The sequence below is a fragment of the Providencia sp. TYF-12 genome, assembly GCF_041344805.1.
Taxonomy (GTDB): domain Bacteria; phylum Pseudomonadota; class Gammaproteobacteria; order Enterobacterales; family Enterobacteriaceae; genus Providencia; species Providencia huashanensis.
On record NZ_CP166833.1, the window covers coordinates 2475070 to 2498044 of the forward strand.

The 22975-nt window shown below is 34.5% G+C and carries 23 protein-coding genes; 6 read left to right on the forward strand and 17 right to left on the reverse strand.

What is annotated here, in order from left to right:
- Positions 1 to 36: 36 nt before the first annotated feature.
- Positions 37 to 225 carry a DUF4762 family protein gene (locus ABE954_RS11210; RefSeq protein ID WP_042843756.1) on the reverse strand — a complete coding sequence of 63 codons (189 nt, stop codon included), beginning with the start codon at positions 223 to 225 and terminating at the stop codon, positions 37 to 39.
- A gap of 988 nt (positions 226 to 1213) precedes the next feature.
- On the opposite strand from ABE954_RS11210, the gene ABE954_RS11215 reads away from it, so the two are divergent.
- Entirely contained in the window at positions 1214 to 3598 is a 2385-nt protein-coding gene (locus ABE954_RS11215) for a M66 family metalloprotease (RefSeq protein WP_339871507.1), read from the forward strand.
- Between the two features lie 45 nt (positions 3599 to 3643).
- Here the strand turns inward: ABE954_RS11215 and ABE954_RS11220 are convergent, their stop codons facing one another.
- The 11 genes from ABE954_RS11220 to ABE954_RS11270 all read right to left on the reverse strand — a co-directional run bounded on the left by ABE954_RS11220 (position 3644) and on the right by ABE954_RS11270 (position 14565).
- Positions 3644 to 4477: an A24 family peptidase gene (locus ABE954_RS11220; protein ID WP_371025450.1), complete on the reverse strand. Its 834-nt coding sequence runs from the start codon at positions 4475 to 4477 to the stop codon at positions 3644 to 3646.
- 1 nt (position 4478) lies between these two features.
- On the reverse strand, positions 4479 to 5699 hold the full coding sequence (locus ABE954_RS11225) for a hypothetical protein (RefSeq protein ID WP_206226915.1): 1221 nt from the start codon (positions 5697 to 5699) through the stop codon (positions 4479 to 4481).
- A 14-nt stretch (positions 5700 to 5713) separates the two neighbouring features.
- Complete coding sequence (locus tag ABE954_RS11230) at positions 5714 to 6742, reverse strand: type II secretion system F family protein (protein WP_042843760.1); 1029 nt, start codon at positions 6740 to 6742, stop codon at positions 5714 to 5716.
- Positions 6726 to 8099, reverse strand: coding sequence for an ATPase, T2SS/T4P/T4SS family (locus ABE954_RS11235; RefSeq protein ID WP_226619193.1), 1374 nt, complete (start codon positions 8097 to 8099; stop codon positions 6726 to 6728). Before ABE954_RS11235 ends, ABE954_RS11230 begins: the two co-directional genes overlap by 17 nt.
- A 173-nt stretch (positions 8100 to 8272) precedes the next feature.
- Positions 8273 to 8788 carry a hypothetical protein gene (locus ABE954_RS11240; protein ID WP_131680014.1) on the reverse strand — a complete coding sequence of 172 codons (516 nt, stop codon included), beginning with the start codon at positions 8786 to 8788 and terminating at the stop codon, positions 8273 to 8275.
- Positions 8776 to 9597 carry a hypothetical protein gene (locus ABE954_RS11245; RefSeq protein WP_166686535.1) on the reverse strand — a complete coding sequence of 274 codons (822 nt, stop codon included), beginning with the start codon at positions 9595 to 9597 and terminating at the stop codon, positions 8776 to 8778. The genes ABE954_RS11240 and ABE954_RS11245 overlap by 13 nt, the downstream gene beginning before the upstream one ends.
- A 10-nt stretch (positions 9598 to 9607) precedes the next feature.
- Positions 9608 to 10150, reverse strand: a complete 543-nt coding sequence (locus tag ABE954_RS11250; protein ID WP_071548096.1) for a hypothetical protein — start codon at positions 10148 to 10150, stop codon at positions 9608 to 9610.
- Positions 10151 to 10153: 3 nt separating this feature from the next.
- Positions 10154 to 11629 (reverse strand): hypothetical protein, encoded by a 1476-nt coding sequence (locus ABE954_RS11255; RefSeq protein ID WP_042843765.1) that lies wholly within the window; start codon positions 11627 to 11629, stop codon positions 10154 to 10156.
- 15 nt (positions 11630 to 11644) lie between these two features.
- Positions 11645 to 12097, reverse strand: coding sequence for a TcpQ domain-containing protein (locus tag ABE954_RS11260; protein ID WP_052219277.1), 453 nt, complete (start codon positions 12095 to 12097; stop codon positions 11645 to 11647).
- Between the two features lie 18 nt (positions 12098 to 12115).
- Positions 12116 to 13765 (reverse strand): prepilin-type N-terminal cleavage/methylation domain-containing protein, encoded by a 1650-nt coding sequence (locus ABE954_RS11265; RefSeq protein ID WP_166686534.1) that lies wholly within the window; start codon positions 13763 to 13765, stop codon positions 12116 to 12118.
- A 65-nt stretch (positions 13766 to 13830) separates the two neighbouring features.
- Entirely contained in the window at positions 13831 to 14565 is a 735-nt protein-coding gene (locus ABE954_RS11270) for a type IV pilus major pilin (protein WP_042843767.1), read from the reverse strand.
- A 632-nt stretch (positions 14566 to 15197) separates the two neighbouring features.
- Between ABE954_RS11270 and ABE954_RS11275 the strand changes: the two genes are divergently transcribed.
- Positions 15198 to 15449: a hypothetical protein gene (locus tag ABE954_RS11275; protein ID WP_371025451.1), complete on the forward strand. Its 252-nt coding sequence runs from the start codon at positions 15198 to 15200 to the stop codon at positions 15447 to 15449.
- A 125-nt stretch (positions 15450 to 15574) separates the two neighbouring features.
- On the opposite strand, the gene ABE954_RS11280 is transcribed toward ABE954_RS11275, so the two are convergent.
- Positions 15575 to 15838, reverse strand: coding sequence for a DUF3811 domain-containing protein (locus ABE954_RS11280; RefSeq protein WP_042843769.1), 264 nt, complete (start codon positions 15836 to 15838; stop codon positions 15575 to 15577).
- Positions 15839 to 15997: 159 nt separating this feature from the next.
- Between ABE954_RS11280 and mnmH the strand changes: the two genes are divergently transcribed.
- The gene (gene mnmH / locus ABE954_RS11285; RefSeq protein WP_371025899.1) at positions 15998 to 17089 is read left to right on the forward strand and encodes a tRNA 2-selenouridine(34) synthase MnmH; all 1092 of its coding nucleotides are present in this window, start codon (positions 15998 to 16000) and stop codon (positions 17087 to 17089) included.
- Between the two features lie 62 nt (positions 17090 to 17151).
- On the opposite strand, the gene ABE954_RS11290 is transcribed toward mnmH, so the two are convergent.
- From ABE954_RS11290 to alkB, 4 genes are all read right to left on the reverse strand, one after another.
- Complete coding sequence (locus ABE954_RS11290; protein WP_129465918.1) at positions 17152 to 17796, reverse strand: LysE family transporter; 645 nt, start codon at positions 17794 to 17796, stop codon at positions 17152 to 17154.
- Between the two features lie 107 nt (positions 17797 to 17903).
- On the reverse strand, positions 17904 to 18365 hold the full coding sequence (locus ABE954_RS11295) for a YaiI/YqxD family protein (RefSeq protein ID WP_210815298.1): 462 nt from the start codon (positions 18363 to 18365) through the stop codon (positions 17904 to 17906).
- Between the two features lie 393 nt (positions 18366 to 18758).
- On the reverse strand, positions 18759 to 19784 hold the full coding sequence (locus tag ABE954_RS11300; RefSeq protein ID WP_166686533.1) for a low specificity L-threonine aldolase: 1026 nt from the start codon (positions 19782 to 19784) through the stop codon (positions 18759 to 18761).
- Between the two features lie 187 nt (positions 19785 to 19971).
- Positions 19972 to 20607, reverse strand: coding sequence for a DNA oxidative demethylase AlkB (alkB, locus tag ABE954_RS11305; RefSeq protein WP_071548093.1), 636 nt, complete (start codon positions 20605 to 20607; stop codon positions 19972 to 19974).
- Between the two features lie 264 nt (positions 20608 to 20871).
- On the opposite strand from alkB, the gene ABE954_RS11310 reads away from it, so the two are divergent.
- From ABE954_RS11310 to ABE954_RS11320, 3 genes are all read left to right on the forward strand, one after another.
- On the forward strand, positions 20872 to 21261 hold the full coding sequence (locus tag ABE954_RS11310) for a RidA family protein (protein ID WP_206226917.1): 390 nt from the start codon (positions 20872 to 20874) through the stop codon (positions 21259 to 21261).
- A gap of 27 nt (positions 21262 to 21288) precedes the next feature.
- Entirely contained in the window at positions 21289 to 22254 is a 966-nt protein-coding gene (locus ABE954_RS11315; RefSeq protein WP_071548092.1) for a threo-3-hydroxy-L-aspartate ammonia-lyase, read from the forward strand.
- An 83-nt stretch (positions 22255 to 22337) separates the two neighbouring features.
- A complete protein-coding gene (locus ABE954_RS11320; RefSeq protein ID WP_042843776.1) occupies positions 22338 to 22967 on the forward strand; it encodes a transcriptional regulator in 630 nt (209 codons plus the stop codon).
- Positions 22968 to 22975: the final 8 nt, after the last annotated feature.

Consider the following 22975-nt stretch of genomic DNA (forward strand, 5'->3'; position numbering starts at 1 on the left):
CTCAGCATGCTTTATAATTATTACATAACAACTAGATTATAAAGGGCATTTACCTGTTGCAGGTTGTGCTTTATAACTTACTTCACCGTGCTTATCAGTACATTTTGTGATCTGTTGGCAGGTTGTCAGGCCAGCGCCTACTTTTACAGTATCAAATGATGTTTCACACACTGGCGCTGTTCCACCAATAACTTTTGATGCATCTACTGTATTTAACAATTTCATATAATTTCCTTATTTATTTTTAGCTATTAACTATTAGCTATTAGATAAAATCAATTTAAATATTTCGCCTTAATAATTTTGACTAAGTAGCCAATAAGGCGGTTTGGATTATATGCATAACAATAATATAAGTTCAATTTAATGGGTAGCTATTCAATCCTAAACCCTGCCTATATTCATGTTATAATTATCCTTATTAGGGATTAACCAGTTTTTTGGTTATTACTTAACTCCACCCTATCATTTATCACAGGTTAAATATTGGAATGATGACAGCATTGGAGTAAAATCAGATAATTGTATTTATTTTTATTTTTCACTAATTTCATGAGTGATATATATAAATATTAACAATTAGAAATATTGTTTTACTGATTTAACACATCTAAAAATTTAAATATTTAGGTCAATACAATCTATTACTCCTCATAAGAGTAATGATTTAAAGTGGAGTATTCTAAGGGTTAATAAAAACACCAGTTAAAATTTCACTTACATACTATCAGATACTTTTCACCAAGTTGTCATATTGATAAACATAACCTTAATAATATTAATTTGCATTAATAACATTAATTATAAAGGTAATTGAGTTCATTATTTTCTAATGTGTATAAATAATAATACACTGAAAATTAACATGAGGGAGCCATAAAGACTAATGTTGAAATAGTAAAAAAATGGAGGCAATAAACTGCCTCCTAATTAGCGAATCATGAAAATGAAAGTTAAACTTTACTTACCTAATAAATATAGCTTAACAGAATAAACATAACAATAATTAATTTACCACATCTTCATTTAAAACAATGTCACTTGAATTTTATTTATTAACTAAAAAAATTAATTATATACTTAAATATATCATATCCATATACACAAAAAATCATAATAATATAGATTCAATTTTGGTTATATATCTATTATTAAAACCCCCCAAACAACCTCGCATGAAATAAAATCATGCTTTATAAATGAGAAAACTAAAATGGCACATGACAAAACTATAATATTACAAAATAATAAATCATTAGGTTACTTCAATAAACTTATTGTTTCTAAAGGAAATAACTCTCATTTTAATAATAACAAATATAAAAGTGATACAAGCGGTACATTGGCAGGTTCAGTTCATTATGTACAGAATTGTATAATCCCAGCGGGAAAGCATATTCCTGATGATATTCAACCAAGAATAATATCTAATCGAAAAACTATGTTTCTATTCCAACCTAGAGAATTCATAGCGCATAATGATGACGTCAAGTTATTTGTTTTTGATAAACAAAAACGTATTATATTTGAAGCTAAGATGAAAAATCCAAATGAGCTAACGTCAACTTGTGAACCAATCTATGCCAATATTAGTCCTCCCCAACCCCACCCTAATGAAGTTACTATCATTGTTAGTAATGATAAACAATTGCATCAGTTAGATGACCCCGATTATTTTAATGATATTATTCTTAATCATGATACGGTTAAAATAATCACCAGCGATGGTCACTACAATTCATCATTCAAAGTTGAGTCAGATGAAAAATATTCGCGAAAAAAAATCATATTTCAATGTAAATCAACTTATCGATTTTCAGTATTTTTCAATGGTAGAAATGTTGAGTTAGCTACAGGTGACGAACTTACACTCGTTAATGTAGATGGCACTTGGTTCGAAATAAATACAGAAAATAACTGTGACCAATTCCTATCAAAAATAGACTATATTGGTAATTGTTGGTCAATTATAGTGCCAAGCCAATTTATTAAGCCTAATATTACCTTACAATTTACACATCAAGATAAAAAAGGAGATATTGAATATATAGATATTGGTGCACCTAATGAGTTACTTCTCCATACTATTGCTATTGGTATGTTAACACCCTATAGGGACAAATTCGAATTTCAACAAATGCATGAATATCATCAGCAATATTTTCAACAAGTCCCCTTATCTCGCTTAACGGTAACAACCTACGATCCTATTTATTTAACCGAACTTATGTTGCATGATGGCCGGCTACTGGTAGGTATTGCTCCTGGTGATGGGGGTTGGCACACCGGCATTATGCGGGAATACATAGCAAAATCGTTAATTGCATCTGGAATTAATTTTGCCAACTACGGCTTTTTCAATGCAGGAAGAGACAAAGCGAGTAACATGGTAACACCACAAATAACCGTACACACCTCTATAGGAAAATATGAAAATGGGTTACAAGTGCACGGCGGTTCTGGTGGTGCAGGTATGGCGACATTAGATGACACTATTCGTAATGAATTTAGTCATGAAATTGGACATAATTATGGCTTAGGGCACTACCCCGGTGGATTTTATGGTTCTGTCAACGCCGTTCCTAGCCAGCGAAATTCAACATGGGGATGGGATAGCCACAATAATTTTTTTATTCCCAATTTTGAAAGCGCAACACGAAATAAACCCACGTATTTAGAAAATGAAGGTGAAGGGTTATTCGCACTCCCTTATAAGGAACACTCTCTCGGCCATGATGCAATGGCTGGGGGGTCACCTATGTATGAAAAATACAATGCATTTACCTTACATACTCCTCATTCCCTTAACCAAATTCAACATTTTCTTGAAAGTAAAGCTGTTTTTAATGTTAACTCGGCCACAGGGTTTTCTCGCTGGGATGAAGAATTACAACAAATGAGAGAGTACCGTCATACCACATCAAAATATATTTATAGTGATGTCCCCATAGAAAATGGTAAAGATATCACCGAAGAGCAATTAATAAATATTTTCCAGTTTAATAAAGAAGCTATGATCCACTGTTATAATGGTAGACACGCACCTAATATTATTTTCCCTACCCCCAATAATTACCCGGATTATTTAATTACTATTGATACTTCAGCAAGTTATAGTATTACTCTTCATCTAAATGATACTCAGAAAATTATACATAATAATGAAGTACTACATTATATCTCTGATGGCCGCGAATGGATTATGCATGATGATGATGCACTTCTTAAGGATTTGGTCCCTTACAAGCAAGGTGTTAAGGTGATAACCTTATTAGGGTTACATGACCCCGAAAATAAATTGCCAAGTTATATTTACCCTGCCCTTAATGGTTCTTATGGGATGGTCTATCCAGATGATAGTAATAAACTCGATACAGATTTAGATTACCTCGAAGTCAGCCTTATAACTGGAAGATGTTTACAATTTCAGTTAGCCCCCATTCAAATTAATAGAAATGAAATGAACCAATTTCACGTGAATATCGAAAGAAGTTTACACCCTGTAGAAGCTAGGGTCATACATAATGGCTCAGTGATTACAAGCCGTAAGATTAATTTAGGTAATGATGACCTAACCTTTACTATCAATTCTAATTAGTTGATAAACTCCTCGTTTATATAAACGAGGAGTTTATGTGGAGAATCACATCATTATATGGAAATAAAAAACTAATACCATTATAGCTAAACAAATAGCAGGTCCAAATGGAATGTAACTTTTTTCATCAATATCATAGTACTCAGAAAACTCTCCTCTATCCGGTCTATAATTAACAGACCTAACAACTAAATAAGTTAATAAACCAAATAATACCGATAACAAAATAAGCCAAGGGATCGCAAATAACCCAATAAAAGTGGCGCCTGCAGCAAACAGTTTGGCATCACCATCACCGAGCCCATCTTTACCTGTCGACAATTTGAACCCCCAAATAACTATTTTAATCACTGACCATACGAGCATACAGCTTGTGACAGATTGCAAAGGAGTTATATTTGTCCAGCTCATTACAGAACTTAATAACCCGAGCCAAATTAACAAATAGTTCAGTTCATCTGGAATAATTAACCATTTAAGATCAATGAAAAATATAACATAGCAAACGGAACATAACCCTAAAAACATCACCAATGTAGCGAGTTCCCTATCAAAATAATAGTAGAAAATAACCAAACCAAAAAAAAAGCCAAAAATAAATTCTGAAAGAGGATAAAGTTTCGATATAGGGCAATGACAATGTCGACATTTCCCTTTTAAAATTAACCAGCTTAATATAGGAATATTGTCCCGTTTATATACTTTATTTTTGCAAGTTGGGCATCGAGAGCCAGGAAAACTTAATGAAAAATTCCCCGCCTTTCCCCGTGTAAATATTATAATAGGCAAACGATATATTACTACATTGATAAAACTACCAACACAACAGCCTATAATAATGGCAATCACAGTATAATAATAATGAATAAACTCTAACATACTAGTCACAAATCTTCATTATTGAACCGTCTTTTTCATATTTTTTTTGATCAATATATACATTATTATAAGCGTTGATACTGCCTCTAAAATAGGTTATTTTATATTTTCCTCCATGCCCCCATCCCAGATCTCTATTTATTGCATCAATATTGGTATAAATAAAATCTGTTTTTTTAAGGTTAATATCATAAGCACTTAATTTTTTATTTTGACTTATCGCATTGACTAATTGAGCAAAATCCAGATCTCCCGCTTTAAATGCATCCCGTTCTAATTGGTATGCTCTAGAATAAAATGGGTTAGTCGCAAGGTCTCTAATAATAGGGCTTCGGTTCCAGTCCATTGCTAATGTGTATTTTTCCCCTAATGTTATGCTACTTAATACACTTGCATTACCGTATAGCATCTTGTCAATCTCATTATCTGATGCAGATTCCTCCCCCCAAGAACTATTACCTTGGCCAGAATAAGTCACACTTGTTAATTCCAGTATAGGTGGAACAGATGATTTTGGGTTATAACCTGTTTTGGCTTTCCACTCAAATATAACTGTAGGTGCAGGTCTCCCTTTTAGTTCGGGTGGAGATGCTGGTGGGTTTGAATCATAAATATGAATTGTCAGTTTTTTTATTGCGCGTCCGGGTAACCAAATAATATCGTCAGGTTGTCGAAAGTATTCACCACCGCCATAAGTAGTTGGTGCAGCTTGCTGCCTTGGAAAATAGTTAGCGTTGTAAACACCTCGATTTTTGATATAGAGTATTTGGCTATTATAAGACTCAAAAGTACGTTTCCGATCAGTTTTTGTCGGTTTTCCCAAACCTGCATCCGAGATTGACATACCACTGTACTCTCTTGCGCTCATCGGTATGGGCGAAACCTCTTTTTTTGTAGAATAATTCCCAAGTAACGGCGTTCTACCATCAGGTTTCCGTATCGTATCCATTGCAAAAAAGTTAGCAATTTTTATAGGAATACCCCGTTCTTCTTCAGTCCAATATTCTGCGGTAACCGATACATTTACTCGATTACTAAATTTAGATGTTAAACCAAAATCACGTAATGTAGAAATAAATATAGGTAATGGCGTCGATGTATTAGCACAAACCGACATTATTGGATTAGAAGCAGTGTTATTAATATAATTAACACCTTTTGTTGTTTTAGCAACCGCTATTATGGGCAGCAGCAACACGGTACAAAAAATTACTTTTTTCATTATTAACCTCTCACTTACATTTGGGACATCTTAGATAACTGATCTGATAACGAAAATAGTGCAATAAACACCCAGATGACACAACCGCCTAATATTAATGTTGAAAATGATTTTAATAATCCTGCAAGCTTATCCATTTTGTCATTAATATTAATTTTTGACTTTTCAGATACTGATGTTAATACATCATGAAATGATGGTAATGCGGAATACAAACTAATATTCAAAAGCTCATGTACATTTAATAACCCTGTATTCAGCGCTTCTCCGTAGTTTTGACCTTTGGCCATATTAACTTTCATAATATTAATATGACTTTTTAACCATCTATTGGCGTTTAAACTCAATATTGTCAATGCATCATTAATAGGGATTTTATTTTTTAACATCCCTGACAAACTATTTAATATAATAGAAGCATTTAATTGTTTGAAAGTAGAAAATGGTACTACTCTGTCCATAAACCTATCCCTAAATAACCCAGTTACATTTGCCATAATAACCCTAGTTATTATCGTTAATAGGATGACTGCTACTAAAATATAAACCCATAACCCATTATATAAAGCCAAGCCAAATTCATATAATGAACTGGTCACAACAGGCCAACGCGTAACCGGTAGTACTCGTTCAAAGGCAGGGAAAACTTTGACCGCATAACCTGCTATCACAATTAAAGATAAAGCCAACATAATCAAAGGAAATGTTATTGATTTGATGACTTTTGACATTAATTGGTCTTTATATTTAATAACCTCAACGATACTGGTAAAGCCATTGGCAAGTGCCCCACTTTTCTCTGAAGAATAGATTAAACTTAATTCACTCTTTGGTACCATCCCATCAAAAACGGATGCAATAGATTCTTTATTCGCCATTTTGTCTAATAAATAATTCAATTTATTGACAAACCCTTTGCCTATAACCGTTTCCCCTTCTTTTTTTAGTTTTATGATTGAATCATAAATCGGAAGGTTAGAGTTAATCATATCAGCACAAAATTGATATAAATATAATCGCTGAGATTTAGTGAATTTTTTCAAAAATTACCTCCATATCTTCTGCTGGAATAGCGCCAAATTCATGAGTAAACCAGTGGTAACAAACTTTATTTTCAATTACTAATAACAGCGTTTTTTCTTTAATTTGAAACCCCTCACCAATTCCTTTTCCAATTAGCCTTTTTTTACGCCAGTGCATATACGCTTCAAGCCAATTATTTTTCGCTATTGCAGATAATTCATCAATTGATGGCCGCATATATTCGATAACGAGTTTACGTCCTTTGATACCCGTATATTTGCAATTCTGGCAGCCATCTTGGTTAAGCACTGATATTTCAATTTCCCGGGAACCGAAAATGGCAAGCTCTGATTTTTTACAGTGCGAACATAGTACTGGCATTAACTTTTGACACTGTAGGCCCGCAATAAAACCAGGTGTACACAGTTTGTCTCCTGTAATACCGAGTGCCGATAGCCGCTGTAATAATGTTACAATGCTCCCTGCGTGAACGGTTGTGAAACAATAATGGCCACTTTCAACTGCACCAGATAATGCATTAGCTGAAATTTTATCTCGTATTTCACCTATCATAAGTACATCTGGATCACGACGTAATGCGGATTTAATCGCGGAATGAAACCCTCCACCATCGACATCTAATACTGAACTTTGTTTGGTACCATAGATATAATATTCAACGGGGTCTTCCACCGTTAAAAAACAACCTTTGTTGTTAAACCGATTTATTTGTAGCCATTCAATAACTGTCTTTAATGTTGTTGATTTCCCCGACCCCGTTGTTCCTGCAATAAAATAAGCACCATATGGATTACTTAGTATTGATTTAATATCTTCAATTTCTACCTCAGATAACCCTGTACTCTCCAATTGAGGGTTAGGGTTAGTATCTATGGAAGCAGGTATAATTCTCAGTACACAATGATAACAATCACTTGTCTCTCCAAATATTGGGAAATGTGCATAACGAAACCGGTATTTTTTACCTTTCAAATCATACAAAATATTGGCACTTTGCGGTTGTTGGCGATTCCATGTTGTCTCTTTAGTCGTCGCTTCAACGTTATACAATACAAACACCAATTCATCACAACTAGCAGATGTTAACTGAGAATATAAAATTAAAGAGCCATTAACCCTAAACTCTACTTTTGAAATAACATCCCCACGAGTAATATGTAAATCACTCGCCCCAGTATCAACGGCAACCTGCAATAAACTTTCTAGTTCTTTTTGGACATCACTGGTTTCATATAATAGGTTACTGCTCTTGTCTCGAGTTGCTTTTTCAATAATTTGGTAATATTGAGATTCAGTACTCAACATAAACCCACAAATATTTTTCTTATAAACTGAACGCGTATAATATAAATCCATATATACACTCTCTAGTTTATCAATCTTAATTTTATTGATAACTAAATACTTGGATTTATTATAATCAACAATGATTAAATTTTTTTCAAGCAACTCAAAGTGGCATTTTTCTAATGCCTTTATCCCACCTTCAATACAATTTATGTTAATAAAATCAATTGATTGGAACATTATTAATCTACAACTTTATATTGATTGTTTTTTAGAATAACTCGATATCGCATTCCATTCATACTAAATGGTTTATTCTCACTAACAAAAGAAATTCGGCTATTCTCACTATTCACCACCCCTATTTTTTTTATACCCGCAACATAAGAAATCATAATAACTTTTGGCTTATCCATTGGTTTAACGGGAGTATCCATCAGTTCATTAATTCGTTGTTCCTCGACATCATTATCCAGTTCCTTGGTTGCTACAGTTTCTTGACTAGGAGACTCATTTAAAATTTCATTGACCTCTTTTAGTTCTTTTTTTAACTTAGCTAGCGTAATTTGATTTTCAATATGTAGTTTTTCTGATTCAAATTGAAGATTTCGTTGCATTAAGTCAACAATATTTTTTTGTTCAATTGATACTTCTTTATTTTCAATGTTTGGTAATTCCATACTTTCTGCTTGCGGATCTGCATAAGCGAACTGTAGGCTTATACCTAATGTTAAAATAGAAAACATTATCTTTTGCATGCAAAAACTCCTGTAACTTTAATATTGTTAACATCTAATTTCTCTATTGATTTAAAAACATAATAATCAATATAAGGTTGACCGTTTAATAAGTAACTAATTTCCAATGGGTTATTTTTAAAAGTCATTTCAAATTTTGCAAATAACAAATTATGGCTATCTGGATACCCTGAATATTTACTTTCTATATTTGACACAGAGGAAGATGGTAATTCATTTAATTTTATCTTTTTTTTCTCGTTATCTTTTGATGAATTGTACGCATAAACATAGTTTATATAATCATTGCAAGTAGGTACATACAATTTTGCCTCAGGAGAAGTTATTTTATTTTCCAATCTATTATCAGTATATTTCAATTGTAAATTAGAAAAATCCAAGCTATCTGGGCTAATAATCCCTTCGTAGCGTTCATTGAAAAAAAATTTATCTTGAACATTAAAAATAGCACCAGGCTTTAATTTGTATGAAAATTGACAGTTATCTTCATTACAAGTAAACATATCCTCATTGAAGCCACTTGCTGTAAATGCATAACTACTGAGTAAAATTTGTTTTAATATAATGATAAGATCATCAGCTTGATACCCATGAAACTGAGATAAATAAAAATTTGTAATTTTCTTTTTATCATTGAGAACTAACTGCTGCTGTTGTTTTTCTAATGCCTCTTTTTCTGTTTTTTTATAATGTAAATAATACATTACACCAGAAATGGTGATAATTAATACTATTACAATACTAATGATTAGCATATACTTACTTTTCAATAAGCCATGCTCACGCCAGCCAGAAAGAATATCTTTCATACTAATAACCCTAATATAAGGATAGAATATAAATAATGATTGTGAATATGCTTATACCACAAGCAATTGCCGCTGAAACTTTAATGATTGTATTACGATACTTTTTTTCCTGATTCAAATACTCTTCATAAATTGCATCAAATATATCATCATTAATAACCGTCACATCTAAAGAGCCATATATTGATGTATCTTTTTGACTCAAAATATAGGAGAGCATTCCCTCCGTTATGATTGTATCTATTGGAGAGATTACACAATCATCTTTAATGCATATTAAATAATAATGTGTAATATCACCCTCAACTATAGGAGCATAAAACATGCCATCGCCATAAAGTTCTTTAATATATAAAGCTAATATTTCGTGTAATTTCACTTGCTTAGGAAATAACACTTCCTTCATACCATTACGAGTTTTATACCTAATTTTCCTACATTTTTTTTTGGTTGACTCAAGCCAAAATCGATGCCGATGCTCTTCTGTTTGGCTCGAATCAATCCATATACCACCAATAGTCAGCTTATTCTTCAGTAACTCTGCTAATGTCATGGCTTACTCATTAATTGAAAAGTAATTGTCTATCCCTACAATCATAATAATAGTTGAATTCGCATCTTCACTTTTTAAGATAGCTGATAAAATACCTGCCTTTTGTCCATCAGATTCTGTATTTTCATCATATTTACCAACGATCAGTAAATCACCCGGTTTAATTACAGAAGTATTAAACATTTCCGTTGTTGTATAATTAGGCAGTTGAACATTATCAAATTTTTCTATGCCAATCAGATTTTTACGTGTAAATCCACTAGCAACTTCAATTTTCCCATCAGATAAGGCTCTCGGAGTAATAATAAAACTGCTCCCTGTCACAATTTGATCGGTTGTTAACTGATTCTCAGTAATATCCATATTGGCATTTTTAGTTGAAGTCATGCCAGATACATAATGTTGAGTCTTAGTTAAATTTAGCGGGATTGGCATATTATTACGAGTAATAAAAGACCCACTTTGCAAAATTTTACTTCCAGTTAAATTATAAACAGCGTCAAGTTGTGCGGCTAAGCGAAATTTGGCATTTTCACCACCATGAAAATTTGAATTAGCATTAAGACTTCCAGTTAACTTAGTCAGCAAACTTTGATTAAACCCGACTTGCGTACCACCACTGTTGTAAGAAAAACCCAACTCTGCTTCTAAGTTTTTAGATTTTGACTTGTCGAGTATATAAATTTTATAGCTAACAACAAATTGACGGCTATTTGCTTGTTTGTATTGCTCTAGAACCTTATTGACATGATTGTATTCTGATTGCCTTCCAACAAACGTCAAAATAGATGAGTCTTGAAATATATTATATACCCCTGAAGAGATATATTTATCCATCATATCTTTCACATCTGCCCAGAACGAGGATTTAAATGAGGTTGTTGATTTACCTTTTAATCCGCTAGATGAGGCTGCCTCATTACTTGATATATCTAAACTAGCTTCATAGTTATTATCTGTCCCATAATAATCAAGGTTGATCGCAAAGTTTGAATATAAGTTAACCTCTAGTAAATTATTCTTCTTCAGTTGAATACTTACATCATACAAATTTGATAAATAACCAATAAATTCGTCTAGATTACCTTTAAAATTAATAGTATATACTGTGTTCTTTAATATATCCTCACCAGCCGTAGCTTTCTCAGCCAACTCTTGAGGAGTACTCGCATCAACTTTATAGGTAATTTCCATTTGTTCACCTAACATTTCTAATACGGTATAAATGTTAACAGGTGCATAAGTTGTCAAATTAATTTCTTTATCGAGTACTTTTTTCTGCTGACGATCGTAACTGACTTCTTTTCCTAAATATGATGTACCTAGAGATAAAAATGTCTCTTGTTTGCTACTATCAATATCTTGAAGGTCAGTTACTCTATCAAATAATTCTTTGTCATTATATTTTTCTTCAAAAAAACTACTACATCCTTGAAGTAGTAATGGCAATAGAATATAAACCAATTTACACATTTTCATTTTATTTTCTACTTATCAATTATCAATCACGAGAACATTGTTTTCTTCATAAAACTTCAAATAAAACCCTGCTTTTTGGTAAGACAGTTGTTTACCTAATTTTTCTAAAACTTGTATCCTATCTGTACCATCAATTGTGATCTCATTAAAAATGACAATATCTTTTGGGCTATTCCAAATAAAATCAATGCCATTGAATTTTGTCCACTCTTCAATACTTTGGCTTAAAAGCTCATTTTTCTTTAGTATTAAATGACTCATAACCTCCCGTTGCTCTTCACCCTCTTTTTTATCACCAGTCATTTGTTCTATATTGATATTTTGCTGTTCAGTTTTTGATGAATCAGAAACCGATTTAATTTCTTTCATCGGTTTTAAATTAACCCATCCTTGTTGACCTATTGTTGAGTTAGCAATAGAAGAGAAAGCTAAACTACATAAAATAAACACGCTCATTTTATATTTCATTATATGAATACCTTATTACTAATCATATGAAGTAGAATAATCCCCTTTAATTGAACTGCACCATTCAACTGCCATAATTGATAATGATTTAGGGTTAACATAAGTACTGGAATCCCCGTTCTCTGGATTATTTACACCTAATGATGCACTTATAATCCAAGTCGGTTGAAATGGTGTCGTTGCTGTACCTACAACATAACCGTGTCTAGCCTGTAATACGACGCCTGCCGATAGCCCTACGTGTTTTATTTTGTTTATTCTTGTACTCGACTCGTGAGAGAGGTCAACATCTAAAATATTTTTTTCATCATCAAATACAACTGGCGTCATTGATGAAACTGCGACTGTCAACCTTGGCCATAACCTTACGTCATTAACTACCGGACATAACTTTCTTGGTATAGTAATGACCCCATCCTCTTTGAGATCATCTCCAACATAATTCTCACCAACAATCATGCTCTTATTATTGCCTGTAAAACTGTGATAACTTACTTCAGGGACGGTACGATATTCTTTGACTAATTTAGAGCCTTCATAATGACTATCTTCAATAACTACATTAGCGACTAATGTTCCTGCTACTTGATTGCCTTTATTATCTTCTTTGGTGAGTATAAAATTACTGTCATCTAAATATTGAGCATCCGTTATACTGAAGTCTTCGGGTAATTCTTTCAATTCTAAACAAACAGATTTTGCTTTATTTTGAGTATCCCAACATAAAGCAGGCATTTTTTCATTTTTATCTAGAGCGCCACTTGTTAGTACAAGTTTATTTTCATCTTTTGCCATCAAGCAAGGACCATATTGACTATTTTTCGTATTCCAACACAATTTGTCAGTATTAACGGAACCATCTGATTTTAAATATTTCCCTGCTTTACTATTGAAGCTAAAACGTATTCCATAATTATAATTATCATTACTCAAAGCATCAGCATTTAGCGCTAACTCCCCAAACTTGATATTCTTATTATTTCTCTTTAATAACTGCCAATTAGTGTTTCCATTATCTTGTTTTTCTTTAAAAACCATATCTGCTTGAATTAAATATAGAGACTTATCTTTAAATGATTGCATGAAATTATTATATAAATTATCAACATATAAATTTTCTTCTTCTTTCTGTGGGTGGTACATTGCGATAAAATCAGTTCTTTCAATTGTTTTTCTTTTGGTGTCACCAATAAGATCAATTCTTTCTATAGATAAAACAGGCTGTTGGCTAATTAAAGGGTCAATTGTACATTTCAAAAATTCTTTTTTTAGTGATAATTCAAGTAGGCTTCCTTGACAAGTTTCATCGGTAAAGTAATTACGTTCACTTCCAATGCCACTTCCCCAATTAAAGTGTAAATTATCATGAGTTAACTCATCTTCAATTTTATAGTTACTCACACGCTTACTGTATTCTGGCTTTTTATTTCCTATTTGAAATAAAGGATTTCGCTTGAGGTTCCCATCTATTGTTTCTAGTTCGTCACTATTAACAAAGTCTATAAAACGATACATTTCATCAACGATTGTATCTGAAATTTGTTGGCGACGGTTATCTTCAATTCTATTAATAATAAAGCGGCTCAATGGAACCATTATCACACCAATAATTCCAAGGACGATAATAACTTCAAGTAATGAATAACCTGCTATTTTACTTTTTTTCATCTTTATTTCTCAAAACCTCTCTAATTAAAGAGAGGTTTTATTAGCGAGTTATTAGTCTCTATTTATTAACGACTACCTAAAATAACTGCGTTAGTTGGCGAATCGACACAAACTGTTGCGATGTCATCTGGCTTAATGTTTTTATTACCATCGGCATGCAATGAGCGCAGGATAGGTGAATCATCTGTTATTTCTACAGCGAGATTTTTTGGTGTTGCAGTCAAGCTACTTGCTCCAGCTGCTGCTACACCGACTTCAACGTAATCCCATAAATTTCCTGATTGGGAAATAACCGCACGGCACTGCTCTTGATTAAGTCCATTTAATTCCACAACAAACCCACGCAGCCCCGTTGCTGGCTGCCCCGTTACTGTCATGGCTCCAGAGATCGCAATAAAGTTATTAGAAATATTATTACGCGCTTCGTCTGTCGAAACTTTGCCTAACTGAACTAAGCGTGCCACAATTGCTGTAGATTCTTTTGCGTCTTTAATTGACTCAAATGTATAGTTCGCAGAATCTGTTCCTGCCTCTGCTGGGTAACCTGGAGCGCGTTGATAAGCTTCTTTAGCTGCAATACGTATTGAGTTTGTATTGCTCACTAAGTCTGAGATTGCACGGCTATCGAATGCACGTTGTGCTAATACGACGACACCTGCTGCAATTGTTCCGACAATGCCTAATACAATGATAATTTCGAGTAATGTCATACCACGCTGATTTTTTACTTCGTGATATTTAGATACTTTTTTTAGGAGTTTCATTTTTAAATTTTGAGTCTGCTGATACACTTTGAACATAGTTATTCCTCAAATATTGATTTGATATATTTTTATAAATTCAATAACATTGATAAATTATATATTATTTAAATTAGTTACTCTCTTTATTAATAGTAACTCTATTTATTACCTTTCAAGATTTTATTTTGTTTATATTAAATGTTTATTGGCCGTATCCTTTTATCACTACCTCTCATTGCAATAATTATTAGTTCAAATTATTTTTCAGTCAACATGGTTTTATTATTATAAATTTAATTGTCGTAATCACCTTGTAATCTTTATTAACTTTTATTTAATATCTTATACATAAAGCATATTTAATATGTATGCGCTATTTATCTATTCAGTATATAAAAACATAGAGATTAGGATTATTCCTAATCTCTTTTAATTTAATAAGAAATATTCAGTTACATTATTTATGCGAATACTACCGATTAAATATATACAATTAAATAATATTAATATATTTTACTCTTTATTCGGCTAAATACTCCCATTCGGGATAATAAACGTGCTTTGTATATTGCTTATTTATTATCACTTGAGTAATTCTGTTTTTTAGTCGAAACACTACTTTTACTACCAATTACCGCTATTACTATCGTTAGTTGTATGGTAAATAGCCCTGATATGAGACTATAAACATGACATATCCAAAATTATCCTTTACTAGCACTTCATTTAGCTCTAATCATGAGTCTACTATTAATTCAAAACCTGCACCAATTGCTAAACAAGATTTGAAAAAGGCAAAATTAATACAAGTTCCTATGATATATATTGATGCATTTGAAAATATTAAAAATGAAGGGTATACCTCCCTCTCCTTCTCTTCATATCTAATCGAAGCGTTAAAAGAAAAAATCATTTGTGATGTCTCTCGATTAGATTCATAGAATTATATTTAACGTTTTAACCTAATAAAAAATCGCGTATTTATTCATGCTCAAATACGCGATTTTTTATTTTTAACTACACTAACAAATAAAATAACCTACTAACTATTCTTACTAATAATTAGTTATCGATAACCTTTTTTATGGTTTGCCGAAGACCAACTGTAAGTTTGGTCACTTGGTATTAATTTATCTTTTTTCTTTTGTGCTCGAAGTTTCTTTGCTTGCTTATCAACTTCAATAGATATTTCGGTAATGATTTGCTTTTTGACTTTATTTTGCTCAGAGTTGGTTAATTCACGGCCAAGTTTTTTTCTTTCTTGCGCCAACTTACTACGAACTTGCATCTTTTGAGTTTCGGTCATCTCTTGGATGGTTAACATCTTCATTGTCTCGCCCCTTACTCATATTGAAATACCCAACATCAATATAGCATCATTATACGCCAAAGTACTATTAAGCCTTTTTAATCTTAACATTAAGTGCCAAGTGATAAGATTAGGAGTATAGTTAGCCTTATTGCAACTTTAATGAATACCACAGTTATTATGGAATTAACTCCCTCTTCAAAAAATATTCGGCAATTACTGGCGACTGACAGCACGTTAATTGATGTCAGGGCTCCTATCGAATTTCAACAAGGTTCGATGCCAAGTGCGATTAATATCCCTTTAATGAATGATGATGAACGCAAAGCAGTTGGCACTTGCTATAAACAAGAAGGGTCTCATCAAGCACTCACATTAGGGCATCAGCTTGTGAGTGGTGAGATAAAAGAAGCACGCTTAGCTGCTTGGAAAGAAGCCTGTCTCAGCCATAAAAGTGGCTATATTTGCTGTGCTAGGGGGGGAATGCGGTCGCATATCGTTCAATCATGGTTAAAAGACATTGGTATTGAATACCCTCTCGTTGCAGGAGGCTACAAAGTATTACGGCAAGCCGCAATTGATGCAATCAATGAATTAACACTACGGCCTATAATTTTAATTGGTGGCTGTACTGGTAATGGCAAAACAACGCTTGTTCATAACTTAGCAAATGGGATTGATTTAGAAGGAATTGCTCATCATCGCGGGTCGTCTTTTGGTCGCACATTACAACCCCAATTTCCTCAAGCCACATTTGAAAATCATTTGGCAGTTATGCTACTAAAAAAAGCAGAACATCATAACCGCTGGGTTTTAGAGGATGAAGGTCGTGCAATTGGTTCTAATAGCCTACCCAGTGTACTCAAAAGTCAAATGGACTCTGCTACTATTGCGGTGGTTGAAGACCCCTTTGATGTACGGCTCGAACGCCTTAAACAGGAATACTTCGACCGTATGACACATGAATTTCTTAATGTATTTGGGGAGGAAAAAGGCTGGCAAGAATACAGCGAATATTTACACCACGGTCTCTTTGCTATTCGTAAGCGTTTAGGTTCACAGTGTGCAATTGAATTAACTCGCTTATTAGATCTTGCTCTTGCAGAACAAAAAGTCACAGGTGACACTCGAGCACACTATTCTTGGCTATGCCCTTTACTCAATGAATATTATGACCCTATGTATCTCTACCAATTAAGCAAAAAACAACAGCGGATTATTTTCCGTGGAACTTATGAAGAAGTTGAATATTGGCTAACGTCTCAGCACTGATTTTAGATCCATATCATACAAATCCCATGCTCAAAACGGTGAAACTGTATAGTTGTCATCTGCTATCTTTTAACAACAAGTTCAGTTACACCTTGGTAAATGAGCCTTGATGCTAGCGTACCTAGTACTATACCAACCGCTTTTCCTACTATTTTATGAATGCGTGAATACATTCTTCTGACTGACGTCATCGAGAAAGTTTGGCATAAAATGATTCGCCATATTAATGATGCGATGATAATGCCGAACCAAATGACGAGCTTGGTCCATAAAGGAGTAGAAGGTGAAATAGTTGTTGAGAAAATACTCATGAAAAACAAAACTGTTTGCGGATTAGATAAATCAGAAATCACCCCCCGCCTGAAATAAACACCGGAAGGAAAGCTTTCGACAATGTTTTCTGTAGATAAATTAAGCTGCGTCCTATTTTTAAAAACGGTTATGGCATAGTAAAACAGGTATAAACCACCAAGAATTTTGATCAATGAAAATAATGAACCAAATTCAGACATTAGGGTAACTAAACCAAATAGACCTAACCCGGAATAAATCGCATTACCCAATACAACACCATAACCACAAGTTAACCCCGCTTTTTTACCCGAACTTAATGTTGTTTGCACAACAATAAACAGGTTTGCGCCAGGGTTAAAAAAAGTTAAGACAAACAAAAATAGAGTGATAATAATGCTGTGCAAAGGGTCCATAATTTTGTATTCAAAAATTTAGGGATAACCATTATAGACATAAGATTATTAGCAACTCTATTTTAATTTGCATGTTTTCTGAGCTAAATCAGCAAATTTATTTCCCATTATAGACTTAATGACTTTTTACGGTGTAATAACCATTTGTCTAACTCATTTGCGAATTGCTGCCTATCACGTTGATTTAAACTTGTAGGCCCCCCTGTTTGAACGCCACTTGCCCGCATGGTATCCATAAAATCACGTATATTAAGGCGTTCACGGATCGTCGCCTCACTATAACGCTCCCCACGCGGATTCAAGGCAGAAGCTCCTTTTTCCATCACCTCTGCGGCTAACGGTATATCCGCCGTAACAACAAGGTCGCCTACTTGTGCACGTAAGACAATTTCATTATCCGCAACGTCAAAACCTGCAGAAACTTGCAACGTTTTTAAAAACGGTGATGGTGGAACTGTTAAGCGCTGATTGGCAACAAACGTTATTTGCACATTTTCCCTATCCGCCGCACGGTATAAAATTTCCTTAATTACTTTAGGACAGGCATCCGCATCAACCCAAATTACCATTATTGTATCCAGAATAGTCAAAAAATAGGGCTCATGATTATAACAGAGAATAGAAACAACGAGTGTGGATTTATAAGCGAGTCAACTAGAACAGATGAAAACAGGATACAATATTGACAATTTCATCACTATTTTATGTCAGGTTACCCCACCATACTCAAGGTTTTAAAAATAAACGTATTTATTTTCTGTATTGGTGTCTACGCCATCATAATTTTGTTGCGGCCAGTCACAGTGGCCTCTTCTTTTAAGTCTCAGATAGTATATCGACAACAGATAACACCAACCGATAACATTAACTAAAGTAGCCCATTAAACAGCCCGTTACACGTAAAAATAACAGGATAGAGCAACCAATAAATAAGGTTATCGACTGGTTTACTGACTGTATTTTTAACTTAATGTATGAAAAACTTGTTTAAATTTATCGATATCTTGCTGGGTTGTTGACCAAGCCGTACAAAACCGTACGCACGTTGTTTCCGTTGTGGGGTTACCAATTTTGCTCAGTTGGTAATGCTTTAATAAATTATCAGCAAGGCTGTTTGGTAAAATAACGAAAACTTGGTTTGATTCAACGGGAGCTAAAAACTCAAACCCTTGTTCCTCAAAAAATAAGGCTAACTGAGATGCCATCTCATTAAGGTGATGACCAAGCTCAAAATATAGCTCATTATTAAACAGTGGCTCAAACTGTGCGGCCAATAACCAACCTTTAGCTTGTAACCCCCCTTTTTGCTTGATGCTATAACGAAAATCAGATTTTAATGCTGGGTTCAAAATAACCAGTATTTCCCCCGTTAAAGCCCCTATTTTTGTACCGCCAATGTAGAAAACATCTGTGACTGCAGCAATATCTTCAATGGTTAAATCACTTGCTTTAGACATTAACCCCGATGCAAGACGTGCGCCATCTAAAAAAAGGAGTAACCCATGCTTATCGCAAACCTCACGTAATGCAAGTAACTCATGTTTACGATAAACGGTGCCTATTTCTGTCGAATTACTGATATACACTAATTTTGGCTGCACACTGTGTTCATCATTATGCTCAGCCAACACATTCGCAACCAGTGTTGGCGTTAATTTCCCTGATGGTGAGCTCACCGTAATCACCTTATGCCCCGTTGCTTCGATCGCACCAGTTTCATGCGTAGCTACATGCCCACTATCAACAGCGATCACCGCTTGGTGCGGGCGTAAAGCATGGGAGATCACGGTTAAATTGGTAACAGTGCCGCCATTAAAAAAATGAATATCCGCATTAGGTTGTCCAATACGTGCTTTAACTTGCTCAGTGACCCGAGAACAAATTTCATCTGTGCCGTAACCTTTAAAACGTTTTCCTGTTAAGTCATTCAGGGTTTTCATCACTGCAGGATGGGCTATTTCATTGTAATCATTTAAGAAGCTATACATTCATTCACCTATTAATACTGGACAAAACCATTTTATAGCCACTATTTATAGGTGTATCTTATTAATTATTCAACAAAATTTTTATTGGGATGCGTTTCAAGTTGCTTACGTAGCTTTCAATTTTCTGAAGCTAAATATGCAGCTATTTATCACCTATTTCCCCCCTTTAGTTGGAATACAACCGACTCTAGTTTTGGGTACGGCGAAAAGTTAAATTAAAGCGATAAGGGCCAAGTAGTGGGTGAGTCCCTGCTTTAATACGCCTTATACCATGGTAATTTAACCGTGATTGTCCTCCCCAAACCACCACATCGCCATGTTCTAAATGGATAGCTTGTTTAGCGGCATCCCTTGTTATCCCTCCAAAGTCAAATAGCGCAGGTAACCCCAAAGAAAAAGAGACAATTGGATGAGAATAATCGGCTTCATCTTTATCTTGGTGCAAAGATAATTTTGCCCCGATAGCATAACGATTAACTAGGCAAGCATCAGGTTTAAACCCATCAAAACCGACGCTATTTGCAGCTGAAGTCGCTAACTGACGGAAAATAGCTGGCATTGATAACCAAGGTAAATTAGTGACAGGGTCACGCTGACTATAACGATAACCTTGTTCATCCGTTACCCATCCCCAATCCCCACAATTAGTCATCGCAACTGACATGTGATAACCACTTGGTGTTTTCATGTGCCTTAAAGGATTCGCCTTGAGTACAAGGTTCAAATCCTTCAATAACCCTTGGCTATGCCCTAATAAAAAGCCTTTTAATAAATAAGCATCAGGGGCAATCTGAATGGTGTTTTCTTCTTCGGAAAATAGCATATCGACCACTTCTCATTATTAGCTGCTAATAAAAATAATACTGCTGCCCGCTATACTACCCCAAAACTTTCGTTAACACCGGATAGTGTCGCTTTTGCTAACCATGTTACTGAAAGATGTTCTTTACATTACTCGAATAGCTTTGCTCACGTTTAAACGCAGACCTCATGTTATTTAGATGGAAAACATTGACTAAACATATAATCTAATATTAGACTAAAATTCCAATTCAAGACCACCGTTGTGATAGATAACAAGGTAAATATGAACCAATCAATTAAATATGCGAATGCCTCTACATTAGTTCCCCCTAAAGGGCATTATTCTCATTGTGTTAGCGCTAATGGGTTTGTTTTTATATCGGGGCAATTACCTATTGATGCTTTGGGTAATGCCGCCACAAACATATCTTTTACCGAGCAAACCAAGCTTGTGCTCAATAATTTGCAAGCCTGCCTAGATACCGTCAATTGTACTAAAGCCAACTTGGTGCAAGTCCGTATTTATATTACCGATATGAATAACTGGAATAGTTTTAACCAAATTTATGCTGAGTGGATCGGTAATTACCGCCCCGCTCGTGCTGTTGCTGGGGTTGCAGAGCTCCACTTTGGCGCTGCATTAGAAATCGAAGCCACCGCTGTATACGCTTAAAATTTGATAATTTATTGAGGTAATATCATGACTGAGTTAACTTTGCCAAGCTATCAAGATATTGAAGATGCCGCCCAACGTATTTTAGGTTTTGCCCATAAAACGCCTGTATTAACATCAACCACTGCAAATAAACAATTTGGGGCTGAATTATTTTTTAAGTGTGAAAATTTCCAGCGTATGGGTGCATTTAAATTTAGAGGCGCATTCAATGCGTTAGCACAATTAAGTCCAGAACAAAAAAAAGCAGGTGTTATTGCTTTTTCATCAGGTAATCATGCTCAAGGTGTTGCTTTGGCCGCACAGTTACTCGATATCCCAGCAACAATTCTAATGCCAAATGATTCCCCTGCAGTCAAAGTAGCTGCCACCCAAGGCTACGGGGCTAAAGTTATACACTTTGATAGATATACCGAAAACCGCGAGCTACTTTGCCAACAACTCGCTAAGCAACATGGGTTTACCATTATCCCGCCCTATGACCATCCACATATTATTGCTGGCCAAGGTACTACTGCTAAAGAACTCATAGACGAAGTTGGGCCATTAGATGCCCTTTTTGTGTGCTTAGGTGGTGGTGGTTTGCTCTCAGGCTGTGCTATTGCCACAAAGCAACTACTCCCTGATTGCCAAATATATGGTGTCGAACCACTTGCGGGTAATGATGCACAACAGTCATTTTATCGCGGTGAAATTGTACATATTGATACCCCAAAAACCATTGCAGATGGTGCCCAAACCCAACATTTAGGCCATTATACTTTTGAAATTATTAAAAATATTGTCAATGATATTTTTACCGTTACTGACCCGCAATTAATCGACTGTATGAAGTTTTATGCTGAACGCATGAAAATTATCGTTGAACCAACGGGTTGCTTATCTTATGCAGCAGCTCTGGCTAACAAAGAACGACTGCAAGGTAAACGAGTGGGGATTATTGTCAGTGGAGGGAATGTGGATATTCATCACTTTGCTCAGTTAATATCCTAACCCCATAATTGCCTATCACCTATTAGATACATTAAAAATAGTTTAAAATTAGGGTTTCGATACAAGATAAATAAGGGAGAATAATGTCAGACCTAAAAGAAAATTCATTACTTGCGCAAATAGATATTATAGCAAAAGGATTAAGCGAAACATTTGCCCCTTTTTGTGAAGTAGTGGTTCATGATCTTAAAAAACCTGAACATTCTATTCTCTCTATTCATAACAATTTATCTGGTCGCCAAATCGGTGAACCTACAACAGAGTTAGGCCTTGCAAGAATAGAGTCTCCTGATTTCCCAAATATCATAGCCAATTATACCAACCAGTTTACGGATGGACGCCCAGTAAAAAGTACCTCGATTGGTATAAAGGATGATTCTGGGCAATATGTCGCTGCGCTTTGTCTTAATTTAGATATGACGCTATTCAGGGGAATGCAAAGTATGTTGTCTCAATTTATCGAAGTGGGAAATAGCCCTATAAAAGAACATATTGAACCCAATGGCACAGAGGCAATTCGCATCCGTATTGACCAATATGCAGCTTCGTTAGCTACCACAGCGCGTACTTTAAAAGCTGAGGAACGGAAAAATTTAATTGAGATATTACGAAATGAAGGCTTACTGGATGTAAAAAAAGCAATGGAGACTGTTGCTCAACACCTTGGGATTTCAAGAGCCTCGGTGTATTTATACGCTAAGAAAGCAAGTTAGTTTTGCTT